A 19,655-nucleotide genomic window follows, 5' to 3' on the forward strand; every position below is an offset into this window, starting at 1 on the left:
AAATAGAAAATGAAATCAATTACAATCAACGGATCTCAAAGAGAAAGCGTAGGCAAGAAAGCAACAAAAGCCTTACGTAATGCTGGTCAGGTTCCTTGCGTATTATACGGAGGAGACAAACCTGTGCATTTCTCTGCACCAGAATTGGCTTTCTCAAAACTTGTATACACGCCTAATGCGCATACAGTTGTGATTGAGCTAGAAAATGGAGAAACTTTAAACGCAGTACTCCAAGACATTCAATTTCACCCAGTAACAGATAGAATTCTACACGTAGATTTTTACCAATTATTTGAGGATAAAGAAATTGCACTTAACATTCCTGTACAACTTGTTGGTAATTCAAAAGGTGTTAAAAACGGTGGTGTTTTAAGAAGAAATAACAGAAAACTACGTATTAAAGCACTTCCTGTTAACTTACCAGATTTTATAGAGATAGATATTACACCTCTTAAAATTGGTGATAAGGTTGCAGTTGGTGAATTACCAAGTGAAAACTACACTTTCTTACATTCAGATAATACGGTTGTATGTCAAATTAAAACTTCTAGAGTCGCAGTTGAAGACGAAGAGGAAGAAGAAGAAGGCGCAGAAGCAGCTGAAGGGGCAGAAGCACCAGCAGCTGAAGGGGCAGAAGCACCAGCAGCTGAAGGGGCAGAAGCACCAGCAGCACAAGAATAAATATTATTCTACAGTATTAAATGTCAATAAAAAAAGCATTCTGAATCAGAATGCTTTTTTTATTAGTGATATTTTATTTTTAGTAATATAAAGGTTATGTTTTATAGACTAAATATCAATTTAAATTACGCTTAATAATAAAAAAACGTTTCAATAAATCACTGGCTTTATCTTGCAAAACTCCACCTTTTATATTTGTTTTAGGGTGTAGCTTAGTCTTTAAATTAATACATCCACGTTGCTCGTCTCTGGCTCCATAAACGATATTTGAGATTTGACTCCAATACAACGCACCAGCACACATTTGACAAGGCTCTAGAGTTACATATAGTGTACAGTTTTTAAGGTATTTACCTCCCAAAAAACTGGAGGCAGCAGTAATAGCTTGCATCTCTGCATGAGCGGTAACATCATTCAAGGTTTCTGTTAAATTATGTCCTCGAGCAATAATTTTGTTATCAATGGTAATCACAGCACCTACTGGAATTTCTCCTTTTTCAAAAGCTATTTCAGCTTCCAAAAGGGCTTTTTTCATAAAATAGATATGATCAAAAGGTTCTATCATAGTTACAAAAATAAAAAAAGACGAATGTTTAATTCGCCTTTTTTAATATGTTATAAAAACATAAGTCTATTTAATTACTATCTTTTCATTGGTGTCTATGTAATCTCCTTTAATATTTAATATATAGAGACCACTTTGTACAGCAGATACATCCATATCTACTTCACCTATTAACGAAGTTTTGAGAGTTTTTACTTCTCTTCCGTTAATATCAACCAATGTTAGAGTAACGTCTCCTAAATCTTTTTTAGCTTTAAGCGTAATTAGACTAGATGTTGGATTAGGGAAAATACTATAATCGTTAGTATTAAATTTTGCAGCACTTAATGTTGTACAATTTGCTAATGAAGGGTCTGAAGGGTCAGGCATTGTAAAATCTTCTGTCTGATCCACCCTCAATAGAGGACTACCTTGGTTTGCATTTAAGCCTAGGCCTCTAGCGGCAAATACTTCCCATATCATACATTGATCTTCTCCTCCTGTTAAGGCTATATCAGCGGCTAAAATAGCATCTCTACCATCAACGAAACCAGGGTTACATGGCTGTAGTTTAAGACCGTCCATAACTATCTGCATAATCTTATTATTACCTCCAGTTCCATAATATAAATCTGGATCAAATCCATATTTTTCAATGTACTTCCATGTAAGATCCCACAGCATTGTACACCAAACTGATCCAACACCATGTGGCGCACTGATGTTAGCAGTATCATTTGTTGTATTGTAAGTCATCGGATTAACATTTGTATCTGGATTATAAGGAAATGGTCGAATACCTGACCCATTTGTGGGTTGACTTGAAACAAATGTACCAACAGTTCTACTATCTGAAGCTGAGTCACTTGATTTCATTGTTAACATTAATCCAAACCAATCAGACCATCCTTCACCCATCACCTCAGTATTTGTTGAAGGAACACAGCGACCTTCACTATCTCTCTCAGTACAATTTAAAACACAATCAGAAGCAAAGGCTCCTCCTGTTAGTCTGTTAGAAATACCGTGTCCATATTCATGAGCAATTACAAGATTATCATAATCTCCATCAAGAAGAATTCCTGGATTGTTAACTATGGTAGCATTAACTGTTTCAGCATTGTTTATAGCAGATATTATAGCTTCACCATCAGTAAAATTTATGAATATAGAAGGTATTGTGAAAACGGGATTTGTTACACCATACATATTTACATATTCAACATAATTTGGGTCATTATCTGGGTTGTTATGATTTGCAACTATTACGGCTATGGCTCCAGCATTTTGAGCATTTTGGATTTTATCAGTAAAAGGGCAAGTACCTCTTCTAATTATAGCTATCTTTCCAGCAACAGAGGCTCCATTTGTTAAAGCATTACAGCCTTCCTCTCCTGCAGTAGTTCCATCATCCACAAGAACAACATCACCGGTAATAGGCGTCTCATTGGGGCGTGTTATGTTACCAGTACCGTTATCTCCCTCTCCATTAGATGGTAAAACAGCTAAATAACCTCCAGCTAGTGACGTATTGTTTATTGTTAAAAGCGGAACCGTATTGGGTGTGTTCCATAAAAACATTTGCATTCTTGGGCTATTTGCATCTGGAGGTGTACCAAAATTTGCATTATTTAAACTACTCCCATCTTGGGCATCAGCATTAACTGGATCGCCTGCTGTTCTAGGAGATGATTTACCATAATTGTTTTGTTGAAAATTACCTGATGCTTCGTCAAATCCATATTGATACCAAATATCATGCATGATGTTATTCATGTAAAACAAATTTGTTATGGCGGCTTCTCTACTAACTGCAGGCTCTGCATTAAGATCTAAACTAAAATTAAAATCTAAACTAGCAGTTCCATCAGGTGAAAACCCTTCGCCGTTATTACCATCATCATCTAACTGTGCTACAACATTATTACCTCTTGTTGTCGTATATTCTGCTCCTACAGCACCATTATCATCATGCCATCCAAAGGGTGAAGCAATATCATCAGCTGGTTCAGAAACCACTTGTCTACTACCATGATTGGGGCTTTCTACAGGTATTGGGAAAACGGTATATTCAGATCCATCAGCAACTAAAAAATTATTAGTTTTAAATAAATCGATGGTCGGTTTTTGTAATGATTTAGTATTGTGATTAACTCCATGACTTGTATGATCTCCTTTAAAATTACAGCTTACAATCCAATCATTTATGTTTAAAATTTCTCCTGTTACTGCATCAACTCTAATACTCCACCAGTGTTTACTGTCTAGTGTATAAATACTCAAATCCCAAGATAATCTTAAAGATTCGTCTTGTAATTGGAAATAGACTAGTTCTAGAGGGATATCTTCTTGAGAAATAGCTCCTTTAGAAAAAAATGTTTTTTCTTCAAGTTGATTAATAAGTTTAACATTACCTGTATCCCCTAATTTAAAATATGATGCAGCTTTCTGAATAGCTTGTTCTTTAGTTAGAGAAGGAGTTGAAGTGTTAATTTTTGATTCAATATTTGATTTGAATTTATCAGCATAATGAAAAACCTTATTGTTTTTAATACCAACAACTGAGATTGAATTAAAAATCTTTATTCCTTTAAATCTCTGGTTTAAGTATACATTAGCAATACCTGTTTTCTCAGAAAATAGTTCTTTGTTAACGTAAATATCTGATAAATCGGAATTTGATACTTTTGATGCATTCTCACTACTGTTTAGATAGCTTGTAATTATTCCAGCGTATTTTGACTTGCTTAGTTCGCTTTGAGCTTTAGCTGAAAAAGTAAAGACAAGTAAAAAAACGACTATTACAATTTTTTTGTAATTTCTTTCCATATTATTTTTTTGAATTAGTCGATCAAATATAATTATATTATCGCAAATAATGCAACAGAACTTGTTAATTGATGATTATTCGTCAATTTAATCGACAAAAAACATGTGTTTATCCTTGATATTTTTATGAGTTTTTAAAAATCTTTTATCCTGCAAACATACTTAGCATAGATTAAACAGTTTTTAGCCTAATAAATTCTCGTATTTTTGTTGAGTGCAAAAATCTATTTTAGATAAAATCAAAACACCCAAGCAATTACGTCTTTTAGATCAAAAAGACTTACCTCAACTTGCACAAGAGTTACGTGAATTTATCATCAACATTATCGCCACAAAAGAAGGCCATTTAGGCGCAAGTTTAGGGGTAATAGAATTAACTATTGCGCTACACTATGTATTTAACACACCAGAAGATTTACTACTTTGGGATGTAGGCCATCAAGCTTATGGGCATAAAATTTTAACTGGAAGAAAAGATATTTTTCATACCAACAGACAATTAGGAGGTGTTAGTGGTTTCCCAAAACGAAGCGAAAGTAAATATGATGCATTTGGTGTTGGACATTCTTCAACCTCCATTTCTGCAGCTTTAGGAATGGCCATTGCCTCTAAATTAAAAGGTGAAGACAAACATCATATTGCCGTAATTGGTGATGCCTCGGTAGCCAGCGGAATGGCTTTTGAAGGCCTAAACCATGCTGGAGTTACCGATGCTAATTTACTAGTAATATTGAATGATAACGCTATTGGCATCGACCCCAGTGTAGGTGCATTAAAACAATATCTAACCAACGTTAAAAAAGGAACACATAAGCGCAATAATATTATAGAAGCTTTGAATTTTGACTATTCAGGACCTATTGATGGTCATGATATAGATACTGTTATCTCTGAGTTACAACGTTTAAAAACTGTAAAAGGTCCAAAGCTATTACATATCATCACCACAAAAGGTAAAGGTTTAAAACAAGCAGAAGCCGACCAAGTAAAATATCATGCTCCTGGAAAGTTTGACGCAAAAACAGGAGATTTGGCTGTAAAACCAAATACAAAACAACCGCCAAAATATCAAGATGTTTTTGGACATACTTTAGTAGAACTTGCTAAAAAAAACAAAAATATTGTGGGTATTACACCTGCAATGCCTACAGGGAGTTCACTTAAATATATGATGGACGAAATTCCAGATCGTGCTTTTGATGTAGGCATTGCTGAGCAACATGCGGTTACCTTAGCCGCAGGTATGGCTACGCAAGGTTTAATACCATTTTGCAATATTTACTCTACGTTTTTACAACGTGCTTACGATCAAATAATCCATGATGTAGCATTACAAAATTTACCTGTTATTTTTTGTTTAGACCGCGCAGGTTTAGTGGGTGCCGATGGCGCTACACACCATGGTGTTTTTGATATTTCTTATTTACGAAGCATTCCTAATCTTATTATTTTTGCGCCTAGAAACGAATTAGAGTTACGTAACATCATGTATACGGCACAATTAGACTTAAAACACCCTATTGCTATTCGCTATCCGCGGGGTAGAGGTGTTACTTTAGATTGGAAACAACCTTTTACTAAGCTTGAGATTGGTAAAGGCAAACAGCTAAAACAAGGAAAAAAACTTGCAGTTTTGAGTATAGGTACTATTGCTAAAAACGTTACCAAAGCCATAGAAAACATGGATGTTTCACATTATGATATGCGTTTTGTAAAACCTTTGGATGACAATTTGCTTCATGGTATTTTTAAAACTCATGATACTATAGTAACGGTTGAAGACAATGCGATAACTGGTGGTTTTGGTTCAACTATTTTAGAGTTTGCTGCTAAACATGCATACACTAATACTTTGAGACTACTTGGTGTTCCAGATGTGTTTGTTGAACATGGTACTGTAAACGAATTACAAGCTTTAGTAGGGTTAGATATAGAAAGCTTAAAGCAAACTTTTATGGATTTAAAACGTAGAACTTAATATTAGTTTAATATGTATTTATCCCAAAATTTGGTATGAGTATCTGCCAATGCACCAATATTAAAAATCCACCAATTTTCTACACAATCCGAATAATCAACACCATCATAATGTATGTAAGACCATACATGAGGGAATTTGTTTGGGAATTTTTTAGTAATAATATGATCTGCCTCAATCCATAATCGTCCCACTTTTTTGTTGGATATCTCTTTAGCCAAAGTTATCCATTTACTGTCTTTAGCTCTATACTCTGGTGTTAAATGTGGTCCGCGATTTCCTTTTTTAGCGCCATAGGCTCTATTGCCGTCGTCTATTTGAAAATAATTTGTTTTTTGTTTTACATAGTCTAAATCTGATACTGTAGCGTGGTCTTCATTCCATTTACTGTGTTGCACTACTATAACATTTGATTTTACCTTAGACTCTGGTATTACTTTAAGCACTTCTGCAATCCAATCAGCAGTAATATTAGATTGTCCTGCTTCTTGCACCCAAACTTTTCCGCCCTTTTTTAAGGTACGCAATACTTTTTTTGTAATACAACTTACAGCTCCATCCCAATCTTGATGGGCATTAGTCCACTTATTACCAAATGCGAGTTTTAGTAATTTACTAGAGTCTATAAAAGAGCCATCTTGAATACCAACTGCTCCTGCTACCACAAAATAATTTACACTTTTTAAGTCTTTGTGTAATAACATTGACCCTAAAGCTGCTTGAGCATGAATATCGTCGGGATCTGGCTTACTATCAAACTGAGCGATTAAAAGATCTGTTTTTTTATTAAAAACAGGACGTTCAGTTGAATGTGTATAATTACTAAATATTATCGATAGGATTACAAGCACTAATTTTATTTTCATAATATTAAATTTAAATAAAATATTCTTTTTCAAATATACCTCAAGTAATTAAGATAAATTGACTTTGGCAAATATACCCGCGTTAGGGATTGCAGCGGCATCCTTTTTAATACTTGGTTTACTTACAAATGGTTGTGCACAGTGCAACCAGAGGCAACGTTGCTTGCTCCTTGCAATGACGCATTAAAAAGATATAGCGGAAAGCCCGACCCCTTGAGGGTAACGCCCTAATTATTACAATTTAAAACGTAACGCCTTCAATCTTTTTAAAGTTTTGTATGGCTTTACTATCTGAGAGCAGAGAAACGTAATGGCATACGGCAAGGAGACGTTGGTATATACTGTTATGGCTAAAATTTATGGTTTTTGGCAGGCTCTTGAGGATGAGCTCATCGTAATTTGAGGCGGTACCACTAAAACTATGGTTTACAGCATTGGTATAAACGGTAAGGAGTTTATTAATGATTTGATATCCTGCAATTTCTTTATCGATTACTTCTTCGGATTGGTAAACATTTTCGATACTTATTTTAATGATATCTCGTATTTGGGCTTCGTATTTGCTTTTATCGAGTAGTGCACTATCGAAGGTGCCTTTTAAAATGGCGTCTTCGTTTTTCATAAATATGGCTACAGCATCTTTTATGAGTGCCCCTATGGCTAAAGCGCGGAGATATCCTATACGATCTGCTTTATTATCCAAAGCATAATAATTCTCTGGTTTTATGTTATCGCGAATTACTTTTGAGAGATATTCTAGGGCATATTCTTCTGGAATAAGACCTAAATTGATACCATCTTCAAAATCGATAATAGTGTAGCAAATATCGTCTGCTGCTTCTACAAGATAAGCGAGTGGATGGCGTGAGTAACTAAGGTACTTATCACTACGATTTACAAGCCCGAGTTCTTTAGCTACATCTACAAAGGCCTCTTTTTCGGATTGGAATACGCCATATTTTTTGTCGGCTATATGGTGTGTTGGCTTTTTGGGTAGTGATTCTTTAGGGTATTTGGTAAAAGCTCCTAATGTGGCATAGCTTAAACGAAGTCCGCCCTCACGTCCTGGTCTGCTTTGGGTTAATATTTTAAAGCCATTGGCGTTACCTTCAAAATCGCAAAGGTCTTGGTATTCTTTATCAGTTAATTGCTCTTTATATATTTTTCCGGCTCCTGTTTTAAAAAATTCTCCTATGGATTTTTCGCCCGAGTGTCCAAAGGGTGGGTTACCTATATCGTGCGCCAAAGCTGCTGTGGCTACTATGGCACCAAAATCGTTGGCTTGATAACCGTGTACATTTTGTAAATGCGGATGTTTTTCTAGTATTTTTTGCCCTACTTGTCGCCCTAAAGAACGCCCAACAACACTTACCTCTAAACTATGTGTTAAGCGGGTATGTACAAAATCAGTTTCTGATAGTGGTATAACCTGAGTTTTATCTTGGAGGCTACGAAATTCTTGTGAAAAAATAATTCTATCGTAGTCTACCTCGAAACCTAAGCGGGTCTCGTCTTGTTCTTGTCGTAGTCGTTTATTGGTGTCGCCGTAGCGTTTTAAGGAGAGGAGTTGTTCCCAGTTCATGGTATCTAATTAAGCTGAGGCAAGATACTAAATTCATTAAAAAATATATTGTAAAATCCCTTAACATTAGGGTAACATTTTAATCATGGTTGTTTAATGTTATCGTAACATCAAATTATGGCTTTGGAGTGTATTTTTGCAACAGAATTAAAGTACAGTATGAAACATATTATATACATAGCCATCTTTTTTATCTCTGCATTATCTTATGCACAAGAGACAGGTTCTATAAGTGGTAAGTTATTAGATGTTGAATCGAATAACGCACCTTTAATGTTTGCTAAGGTTGTAATTAAAGAAACTGGAGCTGAACTATTATCAGACGAAAAAGGAGACTTTAAGTTTGAAAATCTAGAAAACGGCGAGTACACTTTAGTGAGTAGCTTTGTTGGCTATGAAACAAAAGAGTCTAAAATAAAAGTAGAAGCTAATAAAACAACTGCTTTAAAATTAACATTGGAAGCAAGCACCTTATCATTAGAAGATTTAGTAAATACCATTGCTAGTGCTGACAACGCTCAAACATCATCTACAACTAACAATTAGTTAGTGACCATATACATATAAATTATATTGAGTTATAAAAAAAGCTTTCCAATTTTAGGAAAGCTTTTTTTATGTGTTTACTTTTTTAAAACTCCCTACATCTCTAATTCAATAGAATCAAGAAATTTCAAATCAACAACTTGCATTTTAATGTTAACTAAATGTAACCAATAGCTAAAAACTTATCGAAATTGGTAACATTAATCTAACGCTTTTATTACGGTTCTTTAATCCTAAGGTAACATACTATTCACAATACGGTGGTTTCTTTGCGGCAAGAAATTAAATGAACTAATGAGAAAATTATCAATATTATTTTTACTCTTACTATCAGCATTAACATACGCTCAGAACACAGGTTCTGTAAGTGGAAAGTTAACTGATAAAGAATATAATAATGAGCCTTTAGCTTTTGCTAATGTTTTAATTAAAGGTACAACCAAAGGAACCACTTCTGATTTTGATGGACTTTATACTTTCAACGATTTAGAAGTAGGATCTTATACTTTAGTATTCAGTTTTGTTGGATACGAAACACAAGAAATACCTGTACAAATTACAGCTGGAAACGATATTAAGGTAAATGTATCGATGAGTGCAAGTGCCGCATCTTTGGATGAAGTAGTTATTACTACAACCACTACAAGAGAAAGTGAACAAGCTTTATTAACTGAACAAAGAAAAGCGGTTGAAATTAAACAAAGTATTGGCGCACAAGAACTTTCTAGAAAAGGTGTAAGTGATGCTGCAGGTGCAGTAGCCAAAATTTCAGGTGTATCAAAACAAGAAGGATCTAGCAATGTTTATGTACGTGGTTTAGGAGATAGATATTTGAATACAACGATGAATGGCTTATCATTACCATCAAATGATGTAAATAAAAAGAATATCGATTTAAACTTATTCTCTTCAGACGTTATTCAAAACGTATCTATCAGTAAGGCTTATGCTGCTCAGTTTTATGGGGATTTTGCTGCAGGTAATGTAGACATTACCTCAAAAGAGCATAACGGAGGTTTCTTTGTTGATGCCTTTGTGGGTTCTGGTTTTAATACCAATGCTATAGATAAAAACTTTGTTAGAAGTGAAGGTTCTGGCTATTTTGGATACTATGGCAGATACGAACATAACCCTTTTGCAATAATCTTATCGCATGGTGTAGATCCTGTTAGTGTTGACACTCCTATTAATGTTGCATATGGTGCATCCATTGGAAACTCATTCAAATTTGATAATGGGTCTAAATTAAGTGTTTTCTTCACAGGTAGTTTTGAAAACAGCTATGAATACAGAAGGGGGAAAAATATTGATTTTACAACAGTAGAAAAGAAAGCTTTTGAAGATTCTGAAGAGTTTGAATATGGGACAACATCAACGGCTATGGCCAATTTAAAATACAAGATTAATAATGATAACCGTTTGAGTTTTAACTCGGTTTTTATCAACAGTTCTTCAGATGAAGTTGGTTATTTTGGTATTGATGGAAATGGTAGAAATAGAGATGCTATTTTAGATACTGACCAAGGTTTTTACCAACAAAACATTCAATTCGATCAAACTAGAATGTTTGTAAACCAATTATTAGGAAATCACAAATCTGGTAAGCTTGAATTAGATTGGGGATTTGGTTATAACAAAGTATTCTCTGACCAACCAGATAGAAAGCGATTTAGTGTTGAAAATTATCAGTTTGCACTAGATAACGACCCTAATACTAACCCAACATTTTACAGTAATGTTGTTTTTGATAACCAACGTTATTTTCAAAAAATTGAAGATGATGAATATAATGGGCGCATTAATTTAGCATATCAATCTAATGAAAATTTAAAATTCAATTTTGGGTATAACGGGCGTCACAAAACAAGACAATTTAATAATATTAGATACGGTTATGATATTGTAGATGGCGGTTTTCAAATTACTGATGTAAACAATTTTGATTCGATTTTTAACTTAGAGAATTTAAATCTTAACACTGCTTCAAATGGTATTTATGAGATTAAGGTTATTAATCCTTATCCAGGATTATCTAATACTAATAGACCAGGTCTTTTTGAAAATACATATAGTGGCGAGTTAAATATTTATTCAGGGTATATTGATGCTGAAATTACTGCTGGCGAAAAATGGTTATTTGTACCCGGTGTAAGACTTGAAAGTTTTGAACAAAACATTTCTTATGATGTAATTAACTTAGGAAACGATGGTGTAGATTCAAAAACATCAAACGAAACGTTTATTCTACCTAGTTTAAATATTAAGTATACTTTAAACGATGAGCAAAACCTACGTTTATCTGCAAGTAGAACCGTTTCTACTCCAGAGTTTAAAGAAATTGCACCATTTGTTTATGAGGATGTATCTACAAGAATTGGTGGTAACCCAGATGTACTTGGGTATTCAGATGTCTTAAACATCGATTTAAAATACGAATGGTTCTTTGGTAAAAGTGAAATTTTCTCAGTAGGCGCATTTACAAAACAAATAGACAATCCAATTAACCTTGTCGTTGTTGGAGATGCTACAGGAACACAACGTTATGTAAGAACCGGAGACCAAGCCACTATTTATGGTTTTGAGGTTGAACTAAGAAAAAACCTTTTGGTTGATGAAGATGACAATGCTAATCTATCTTTTGGTATAAACGCCACTTATATGAATACGAAACAAGACTTATACGAAACTATAGATGGCACTTTCGATTTAGCTTTTGATAGAAACGAAGACGAATTACAAGGTGCATCACCATTCTTATTAAATGCTGATGTTAGTTACTCACCAACATCAAATGAGAATTACAAACCTGTTGCCAATTTAGTATTCTCATATTTCTCAGATCGTATAGATGCCTTAGGTTCTGGAGACTTAGGAAACATTGTTGAAAAAAGTGTTCCGACCTTAGATTTTATTTGGAAAAATACCATCAAAGAAAATTTCGAAATCAACTTTAGTGCTAAAAACTTATTAAACCCAACCATTCAATACGTTAGAGAAGATCAAAATTTTGGAGATGTTCTAGTCGTATCTGCAAACGGAAAAGGTGTAACAGATTACAAACGAGGTTTAAATATAGGACTTCAACTTAAATATAAATTTTAATAATAAAGCTACACAATAACAAAAAAATAAATTAAAAATGATAACAATGAAAAAACAAATAATCTTAGGCTTAGTATTAGTTTCAATGCTTTTCTCTTGCTCAACTGACGACACTGCTGATATTGTAATAAACGATAATAGTGTTGTAAATAATACAACAGGTGGTGGTGATACAGACCCTGAAACTATTTTCTTATCAGGTACTTTTACTGAAGATTTAACTTTAGATGCTAATAATACCTATAAATTAAATGGGTCGTTAATTATGGCAAGCGGAACAACATTAACAATTCCTGCATGTATGACTATTGAAGCTTTAGCTGCTGGTTCTGATGTTTACGTTGCTATTTCTCAAGGCGCAAAAATAGTTGCAAATGGTACTGCTGATTGTCCAATCGTTTTTACATCTGATGCTTCTAGCCCTGCGGCTGGAGATTGGGGTGGTTTAATTATTTTAGGTAGCGCACCTATAAACTCTGTAACAGGAACCGCAACAGCAACTTCTGAAATTGCAAGTTTGCCTTATGGTGGAAATGTTGCAGATGACAATTCAGGATCTTTAAACTATGTTCGTGTTGAGTATTCTGGTGGTGCAGCAGATGGACAATCTGAAAACAACGGAATTACTTTCTACGGTGTAGGTAACGGAACAGTTGTAAACTATATTCAAGCTTATGCAGGAAAAGATGATGGTATCGAGTTTTTCGGTGGAACTGTCAATGCAAGTTTTGTATCTGTTGTAAACGCTGAAGATGATTCTGTTGATTGGACTGAAGGATATTCAGGAACTTTAACTAATGTTTATATCTCAAACAGGATTACAGATGATAAAGCTATCGAAGCCGATGGATTTAATACAGATTTTAGTAATGCTACAGGTATATTCTCTAAACCTACTGTTAATAATTTAACTATTGTAGGTGAAGGAACTGCAGCTGGACACTCAGAAGCTGTAAGACTAAGAGCAGGTACACAAGGAATCTTTAATAATGTGCATATCACAGGTTATATTGAAGGATTTGATCTTGACGATGAAGATACTGGAAACGGTGTAGTAAGTGACGATTTACAAGTAACAGATGTTACTTTTGTTGATGTAACTACTAATATGAAAAATGATACTACTGTAACTTTTACTGATGCTGATTTTTATACTGGTGAAGGAAACGGTACGGCTACAGATTATGCAACTTGGGGAGCAGGTTGGACTAAATAAATTGATTTTAAAAAAACAAAAAAGCATCCCTTTTTGGGATGCTTTTTTGTTTATATATAATGGCTACAACTAAATTGAGGCCACATTTTTAGAATAATCAACTTCTTTTAACTTACCATCGATTATATAAATCCATTTTCCAACTTTTTTGCCATCTTTGTAATAAGCAGTTACTAACTTAGAACCTTTTTCATCAAAACTTAACCATTCACCTTCTAATTTCCCATCAGCAGTGTAAGTTCCAGTTTGGCTAACTTCACCATTATCGTGGTAATAAACTACTTCAATTAAATTAGTTTCTTTATTAAGGGTTAAAGTTCTTTCTTTCTGAGCAAAACTTAATGTTGTAAAAAGTGCTATTACTAATATGGCTATATTTTTCATTTTCTATGGGGTTTTAATTAATAATTACTTAACAAATATATAATCTATTTTACATTTAAACAACATTTAGGTAACATTAAATTAACATTGACAATGTAATGCATTGATTATAAGATATTTAATTATTTAAAAAACATCAAAATTATGTAACCTTCATAATATGAGTGGTTAGTCCCAGACTTTATAAATAACATTATTAGACTTTTTGAAAAGAACATAACATTTCCATAACATTGGGTTCATTTAAAAATTCGACATTTGCTTTCAATAAAAATTTTTACATTTTAAATGGGAGATATTTATATCTACATGTTAGTTGCTCTAGCGTTTTTAGCTATTGCTGATTTAGTAGTTGGTGTAAGTAATGATGCCGTAAACTTTTTAAACTCTGCTATAGGTTCAAAAGCGGTTTCTTTTAAGACCATAATGATTGTTGCTAGTTTAGGTGTAGCCGTTGGTGCTCTAACCTCAAGCGGTATGATGGAAGTTGCTAGAAAAGGTATTTTTAATCCTAGCGAGTTTATGTTTGATGAAATCATGATCATTTTTATGGCGGTGATGATTACAGATATTCTATTACTCGACTTCTTTAACACTCTTGGTCTTCCAACCTCAACAACTGTCTCTATTGTTTTTGAGCTTTTAGGTGCATCTGTTTGTATTGCTATTTTAAAAATAGCGTCTCCTGATAGTAATCAAACTATACTAGACTTAGGAAACTACATAAATAATGAGAAAGCCATAGAGATTATACTAGGTATTCTATTATCTGTTGTCGTTGCATTTTCTATTGGAGCCATTATACAATTTGTATCCAGATTATTATTGTCTTTCAACTTTAGTGAAAAGCCAAAATTATTCGGTGCAATTTTTAGTGGTTTAGCTACAACTTCAATTTTATATTTTATTCTTATAAAGGGTATCAAGAATGCTTCTTTTATGAGCAGTGATCTTAAAACATTAATATCAGATAATAATTTAGCGCTTTTAGGAATCAGTTTTATTCTACTAACATTGGTTTCAATGGCACTTATGCAATTCTTTAAGTTAAATATCTATAAAATAATTATCGTAGTAGGTACTTTTGCTTTAGCTGTTGCTTTTGCAGGAAACGATTTAGTTAACTTCATTGGCGTCCCTATTGCTGCATTTAACTCTTACGAAGCTTGGTCTGTTTCGAATATATTACCATCAAACTTTCCAATGATAGCGCTTGGAGAACCTGTTGCTACAGAACCCGTTTTACTATTAATAGCTGGTTTGGTTATGGTGCTTACCCTTTGGTTTTCTAGTAAAGCTAAAGCAGTAGTTAAAACATCTGTGGATTTATCGCGTCAAGACTCTGGTGAGGAAAGATTTGAACCAAACTCTTTATCAAGAGGTATTGTAAGAATGAGTATTACTGCCTCTGATAATCTAAATGCAATCCTTCCTAAATCATTTAAAGCACAAATTGAAAAGCAATTTCAAAAACCCAAATTAGCTGTTGTAATTAAGCCAGAAGATGTTCCTGCTTTTGATTTGGTAAGAGCATCAGTAAACTTAATGGTTGCTAGTGTTCTTATTTCAATTGCGACGTCTATGAAGTTGCCTTTGTCTACAACCTATGTTACGTTTATGGTTGCTATGGGAACATCGCTTGCTGATCGTGCCTGGGGAAGTGAAAGTGCCGTATATAGAGTAGCTGGTGTATTAAATGTAGTTGGCGGATGGTTTTTTACAGCATTAAGTGCTTTTGTGGCTGCTGCAATTATGGCACTAATCTTATTTTACGGTAAAGGTTATGCGCTTACTGCTTTACTTGTTTTAGCTGTTGTTCTCCTTATTAAAAATTATTTAAGCCACAGAAAACAAGCCATAGTCCAAAAGGAAGAGAATACTTTAGAAAAAGCAGAGAGTAGCTCTACCCAAGGTGTTATCATTGAGAGTGCAGAGAATATTGCCAATGTAGTAAAACGTGGAAATAAAATTTATACAAGTGCTATAAATGGTTTGGCTACTCATAATTTAAAACTGCTAAAAAAGAATAAAAAAAATATAGATAAGCTATCAAACGAAATTGAATCTTTGAGAGATAATATATTTTATTTTATTAAAAATTTAGACGAACCGAGTGTTACTGCCAGTAATTTTTATATTAATATTCTAAGTCATTTACAAGACCTAGCCCAATCTTTAGAATACATTTCTAACGTGAGTTTCAAGCACGTTAATAACAATCATAAAAAGTTAAAATTCACGCAAATTAAAGAATTAAAGGAGGTCGATGCTACTTTAGAGGTACTTTTTAATGATACTAAAACAGCTTTCAATTCTCATTCATTTGAAGAGATTGGTTCTGTATTAAATAAGAAACAAGAGGTTTTTGATTTATTGACAGATAAGATTCAAAAGCAGGTAGAACGAACCAGAACCGAAGAGTCAAGTCCAAAAAACACAACACTTTACTTTAGTGTTTTATTAGAAACAAAAGATTTGTTAAAAGCTACTATGACTCTTTTAGAAGAGTATTATAATGCTCATGATGGTTCTGTTGAACCAGCAACTATTTCTGATCCTGAAAATGATGAATAATTAAATTACAGATAAAACAATATTAAAAAGCGCCCTGTTGTAGGGTGCTTTTCTATTTTCATAAAAACACTACTATTAAATAAAAACATATGATTTCAACAAACGAATATTTTGGAGGTAATGTAAAATCTTTAGGCTACACATCTGCATCAGGACAATCTACTGTAGGTGTAATGGAAGCAGGCGAATATGAATTTAGCACTTCTACACATGAAACCATGTATGTTATTGAAGGTAAAATGACAGTAAAACTTCCCAATAACAATACATGGGTAGCTTATAACCCTGGGGACTCCTTCAAAATTGATGCTAATGAAAAATTCCAAGTAAAAGTATCTAGTCAAACCTCATATTTATGCCAATATAAATAAGCTACTTTTTTATAAAAAAACCATAACTAATTGAATTTAAGTCATTTATAAAGTATTCAATATTTATAAGAAAATAAGTTACATCTTAACATCTATAATTGTCTTTTCATCGTAAATAAAATAAATCAAAAGCTTTTTTTATTATGAAGAAAATTTCAATTTTATTATTAGTTGCCCTCACTTTTTCTTGTGTTTCTAAAAAGAAATACATGGCTTTAGAACAAGAAAATGGTGAAATTAAAAGTGAATTACAAAAAACAAAAGTTGCTAAAGAAGATTTAGAAGCTAAGTTTGATAAAATTCAATCTCGTGTTGATGCCTATAATTCTAAAATAGCATCACTTAAACAAGAAAATGATGCTAAGTTAGACGTTGTAGAAGGTGTTGCATTTATGTCTAATAACACAAAAGCTAAAATGCAAGAAACACTTAAAAATGTGAATCCTGAAAAATTAGCACAAGCTAAAACACTTAAAGATTCAATGAATTTAGCTGTGGCTTACAACCTTGAAAAAACAATTAGCGAAAGCAATATGAACGAGGATGAAGATTTTGCAGTTAATATTAACGAAACTGTTGTGATGATATCTATTGCAGATGATATGTTATTTAACACAGCAAGTTACAGACTAAGTTCTAAAGCTGATAACGTTTTACAAAAATTAGCAGATGTTATTAACTCTGAACCTAGTTTAGATGTTATGGTAGAAGGTCATACAGATTCAAGAACAATAAGCTCAGGTCATATTGCTGATAACTGGGACTTAAGTGTTTTAAGAGCCACTTCAGTAGTTAGAAAATTACAAGAGAAATATAATGTAGCTCCAGAAAAATTAATTGCAGCTGGTAGAAGTAGTTACCAACCTATTGCAGAAAATGATTCTAGAGAAAACCAAGCAAAAAATAGACGTACAAGAATTATCATACTTCCAAACATTGATAAATTCTTTGCTTTAATGTCTGAAAACGATAATACTGTTGCAGAAAATAGCATATTAGATTAATTAATCTATTTATTTTTGTAATTAAAAAGCATCACGCCCTCACGTGATGCTTTTTTTGTTTAGTTATATATTTAAAATTTACTAATAAAAAAAGGTATCTCAATAGAGATACCTTTTTTAAAAATTTGGGGTTCCCCCTTTCGAGGGAACCCCTAAGAAACTTTTATTAGTAGTTCCTTTTATCCTTCACAACTCGCACACTCTTTTTTCTGTTTGAATTTTTGAGCAGCATTCATACTGTGTTGGTAGTATAATGACTTAAGACCTAGTTTCCATGCTGTAACATAAATTTTATTAATGTCTTTTACCGGCATATCTGGATGTACAATAATATTTACAGATTGCCCTTGGTCTATATGATTTTGCCTATTAGCAGCTTGATATACGATGTTTAACTGATCTATTTCTGAATAGGTTTTAAATACATCACGCTCATTATCAGTTAAAAATTCTAAATGTTGCACAGAACCATCATGATCTCTAATACTTCGCCACACATCTGGGGTATTCATTCCTTTTTCTTCTAAAAGGTCTAATAGGAATGGGTTCTTTATAGTGGTTTTAATTTTTGCAATATCTTTTACATAAATATTAGACCAAATAGGTTCAATCCCTTGAGAAACTTGCCCTAAAATAAAGGCTGATGATGTTGTAGGTGCTATAGCGTTTAATGTCGCATTACGTCTACCATATCCTTTTAAAACTTCAGGCTCACCAAATAATTCGGCTAGCTCTTTAGATGCTTTATACGACTTCTCTTCTATAGTTTTAAATATTTCACTATTTAGATTAAATGCTTCTGTACTATCAAAAGATAACATTTTTGATTGTAGTAAAGAGTGCCAACCTAAAGCGCCTAAACCTAAAGCTCTATTGTCTTTAGCAAAATTATAGGCACGCTCCATAAACATAAATGTTTGCCTGTCTTCTAAATCATCAGAATCTCTAAATTCTTCTAATTTTTCAGTAAATTCAGTAATTACGGCATCTAAGAAATACACCATGGTTTCAACAGCATCAGTATCTTTCCATTTGTCATAATGCAATAAATTTACAGACGATAATACACATACAAACGACCATTTATCATTTGAAGGCAACATGATTTCAGTACACAAATTACTTGCAACAATTTGATGCTTTTTGTCTTTATATACATCTGCAGCTTGATTATTAGCTTTATCCTTAAAGAAAATATATGGATATCCTATTTCACCTCTACGTTGTATAACCTTTGCCCAAATAGAACGTTTATCAACATCACCTTCAATCATTTCTTCCATCCATTTATCAGTAACACTAACACCATGTGTTAACTCTTGAATAGAATTACCTTCTGTACCAATTTCTAAAAACTCTTTAATATCTGGATGCTCTACAGGTAAATATGGTGAGAAACGACCTCTTCTCACAGAACCTTGGCTAACAACATCAACCATTTTTTCAAAAAGTTGCATGATATGTACTGCTCCAGAAGACGAGCCATTGTTTTTTACTGGTGCGCCTCTGTGTCTTAAATTCCCAAAATAACCAGACGTACCACCACCTAATTTAGACATCATTCCTACCTCAGATTGGGTGTAAAGGATATTACCCATATCATCAGCGATGTTAGATCCAAAACAACTTATTGGTAAGCCTCTCTTTTTTCCAAAGTTAGACCATACTGGTGAAGCCAAAGAGAAGAAGCCTTCAGACATGTATTTATAAAACTTATCTGCATAACCATCAATTTTTAAAATCTGTTCTGCTCTTTCTGCTATTTCACGTATTCTTTCTTCTGGGGTAGCACCATCAGTTAAGTAACCTGATGCTAAAAATTTACGACTATTTTCAGTTAACCATTCAAACCCTTGCTCAGTAGCAGATTGATTAGCATTTTTAATTTGCTCTTTTCTTGCGTTTACAAGTTGGTCGTAGTTTGATTTTTTTTCTGTTGTTTCGTTGTTTTGAGGGGTGTTTGTTTTAATTTTCATAG

At 33.3% G+C, this 19,655-nt stretch carries 14 protein-coding genes; 8 read left to right on the forward strand and 6 right to left on the reverse strand.

Annotated features, from left to right (window positions below; translation table 11 throughout):
- Positions 1-9: 9 nt before the first annotated feature.
- Entirely contained in the window at positions 10-681 is a 672-nt protein-coding gene (locus tag Q0772_RS05460) for a 50S ribosomal protein L25/general stress protein Ctc (RefSeq protein ID WP_298341174.1), read from the forward strand.
- Between the two features lie 115 nt (positions 682-796).
- Here the strand turns inward: Q0772_RS05460 and Q0772_RS05465 are convergent, their stop codons facing one another.
- Together Q0772_RS05465 and Q0772_RS05470 are read right to left on the reverse strand one after the other, a co-directional pair.
- Positions 797-1,246 (reverse strand): nucleoside deaminase, encoded by a 450-nt coding sequence (locus Q0772_RS05465; RefSeq protein WP_298341176.1) that lies wholly within the window; start codon positions 1,244-1,246, stop codon positions 797-799.
- A 66-nt stretch (positions 1,247-1,312) separates the two neighbouring features.
- Entirely contained in the window at positions 1,313-4,054 is a 2,742-nt protein-coding gene (locus tag Q0772_RS05470) for a T9SS-dependent M36 family metallopeptidase (protein ID WP_298341178.1), read from the reverse strand.
- Between the two features lie 214 nt (positions 4,055-4,268).
- On the opposite strand from Q0772_RS05470, the gene dxs reads away from it, so the two are divergent.
- Positions 4,269-6,032, forward strand: coding sequence for a 1-deoxy-D-xylulose-5-phosphate synthase (gene dxs / locus Q0772_RS05475; protein ID WP_298341180.1), 1,764 nt, complete (start codon positions 4,269-4,271; stop codon positions 6,030-6,032).
- Positions 6,033-6,034: 2 nt separating this feature from the next.
- Here dxs and Q0772_RS05480 read toward each other — a convergent pair whose 3' ends face one another.
- Positions 6,035-6,898 (reverse strand): hypothetical protein, encoded by an 864-nt coding sequence (locus tag Q0772_RS05480; protein WP_298341182.1) that lies wholly within the window; start codon positions 6,896-6,898, stop codon positions 6,035-6,037.
- Between the two features lie 241 nt (positions 6,899-7,139).
- Positions 7,140-8,480, reverse strand: coding sequence for a dGTP triphosphohydrolase (gene dgt / locus Q0772_RS05485; protein WP_298341185.1), 1,341 nt, complete (start codon positions 8,478-8,480; stop codon positions 7,140-7,142).
- A gap of 159 nt (positions 8,481-8,639) precedes the next feature.
- Between dgt and Q0772_RS05490 the strand changes: the two genes are divergently transcribed.
- From Q0772_RS05490 to Q0772_RS05500, 3 genes are all read left to right on the forward strand, one after another.
- Positions 8,640-9,026: a carboxypeptidase-like regulatory domain-containing protein gene (locus Q0772_RS05490; RefSeq protein WP_298341187.1), complete on the forward strand. Its 387-nt coding sequence runs from the start codon at positions 8,640-8,642 to the stop codon at positions 9,024-9,026.
- Between the two features lie 294 nt (positions 9,027-9,320).
- A complete protein-coding gene (locus Q0772_RS05495; protein ID WP_298341189.1) occupies positions 9,321-12,128 on the forward strand; it encodes a TonB-dependent receptor in 2,808 nt (935 codons plus the stop codon).
- A gap of 46 nt (positions 12,129-12,174) precedes the next feature.
- Positions 12,175-13,344 carry a multidrug transporter gene (locus Q0772_RS05500; protein ID WP_298341190.1) on the forward strand — a complete coding sequence of 390 codons (1,170 nt, stop codon included), beginning with the start codon at positions 12,175-12,177 and terminating at the stop codon, positions 13,342-13,344.
- 69 nt (positions 13,345-13,413) lie between these two features.
- Here the strand turns inward: Q0772_RS05500 and Q0772_RS05505 are convergent, their stop codons facing one another.
- Positions 13,414-13,728, reverse strand: a complete 315-nt coding sequence (locus Q0772_RS05505; protein ID WP_298341192.1) for a nicotinic acid mononucleotide adenyltransferase — start codon at positions 13,726-13,728, stop codon at positions 13,414-13,416.
- Positions 13,729-14,016: 288 nt separating this feature from the next.
- Here Q0772_RS05505 and Q0772_RS05510 point away from each other — a divergent pair, with 288 nt between their 5' ends.
- From Q0772_RS05510 to Q0772_RS05520, 3 genes are all read left to right on the forward strand, one after another.
- The gene (locus Q0772_RS05510) at positions 14,017-16,302 is read left to right on the forward strand and encodes an inorganic phosphate transporter (protein ID WP_298341194.1); all 2,286 of its coding nucleotides are present in this window, start codon (positions 14,017-14,019) and stop codon (positions 16,300-16,302) included.
- Between the two features lie 89 nt (positions 16,303-16,391).
- Complete coding sequence (locus Q0772_RS05515; RefSeq protein ID WP_298341196.1) at positions 16,392-16,673, forward strand: pyrimidine/purine nucleoside phosphorylase; 282 nt, start codon at positions 16,392-16,394, stop codon at positions 16,671-16,673.
- A gap of 143 nt (positions 16,674-16,816) precedes the next feature.
- Positions 16,817-17,677, forward strand: coding sequence for an OmpA family protein (locus Q0772_RS05520; protein ID WP_298341198.1), 861 nt, complete (start codon positions 16,817-16,819; stop codon positions 17,675-17,677).
- A gap of 179 nt (positions 17,678-17,856) precedes the next feature.
- Here the strand turns inward: Q0772_RS05520 and Q0772_RS05525 are convergent, their stop codons facing one another.
- A complete protein-coding gene (locus Q0772_RS05525) occupies positions 17,857-19,653 on the reverse strand; it encodes a ribonucleoside-diphosphate reductase subunit alpha (protein ID WP_298341200.1) in 1,797 nt (598 codons plus the stop codon).
- Positions 19,654-19,655 lie beyond the last annotated feature (2 nt).

The organism is uncultured Algibacter sp. (assembly GCF_947490405.1).
In the GTDB taxonomy this organism is placed as follows: Bacteria; Bacteroidota; Bacteroidia; order Flavobacteriales; family Flavobacteriaceae; genus Algibacter_B.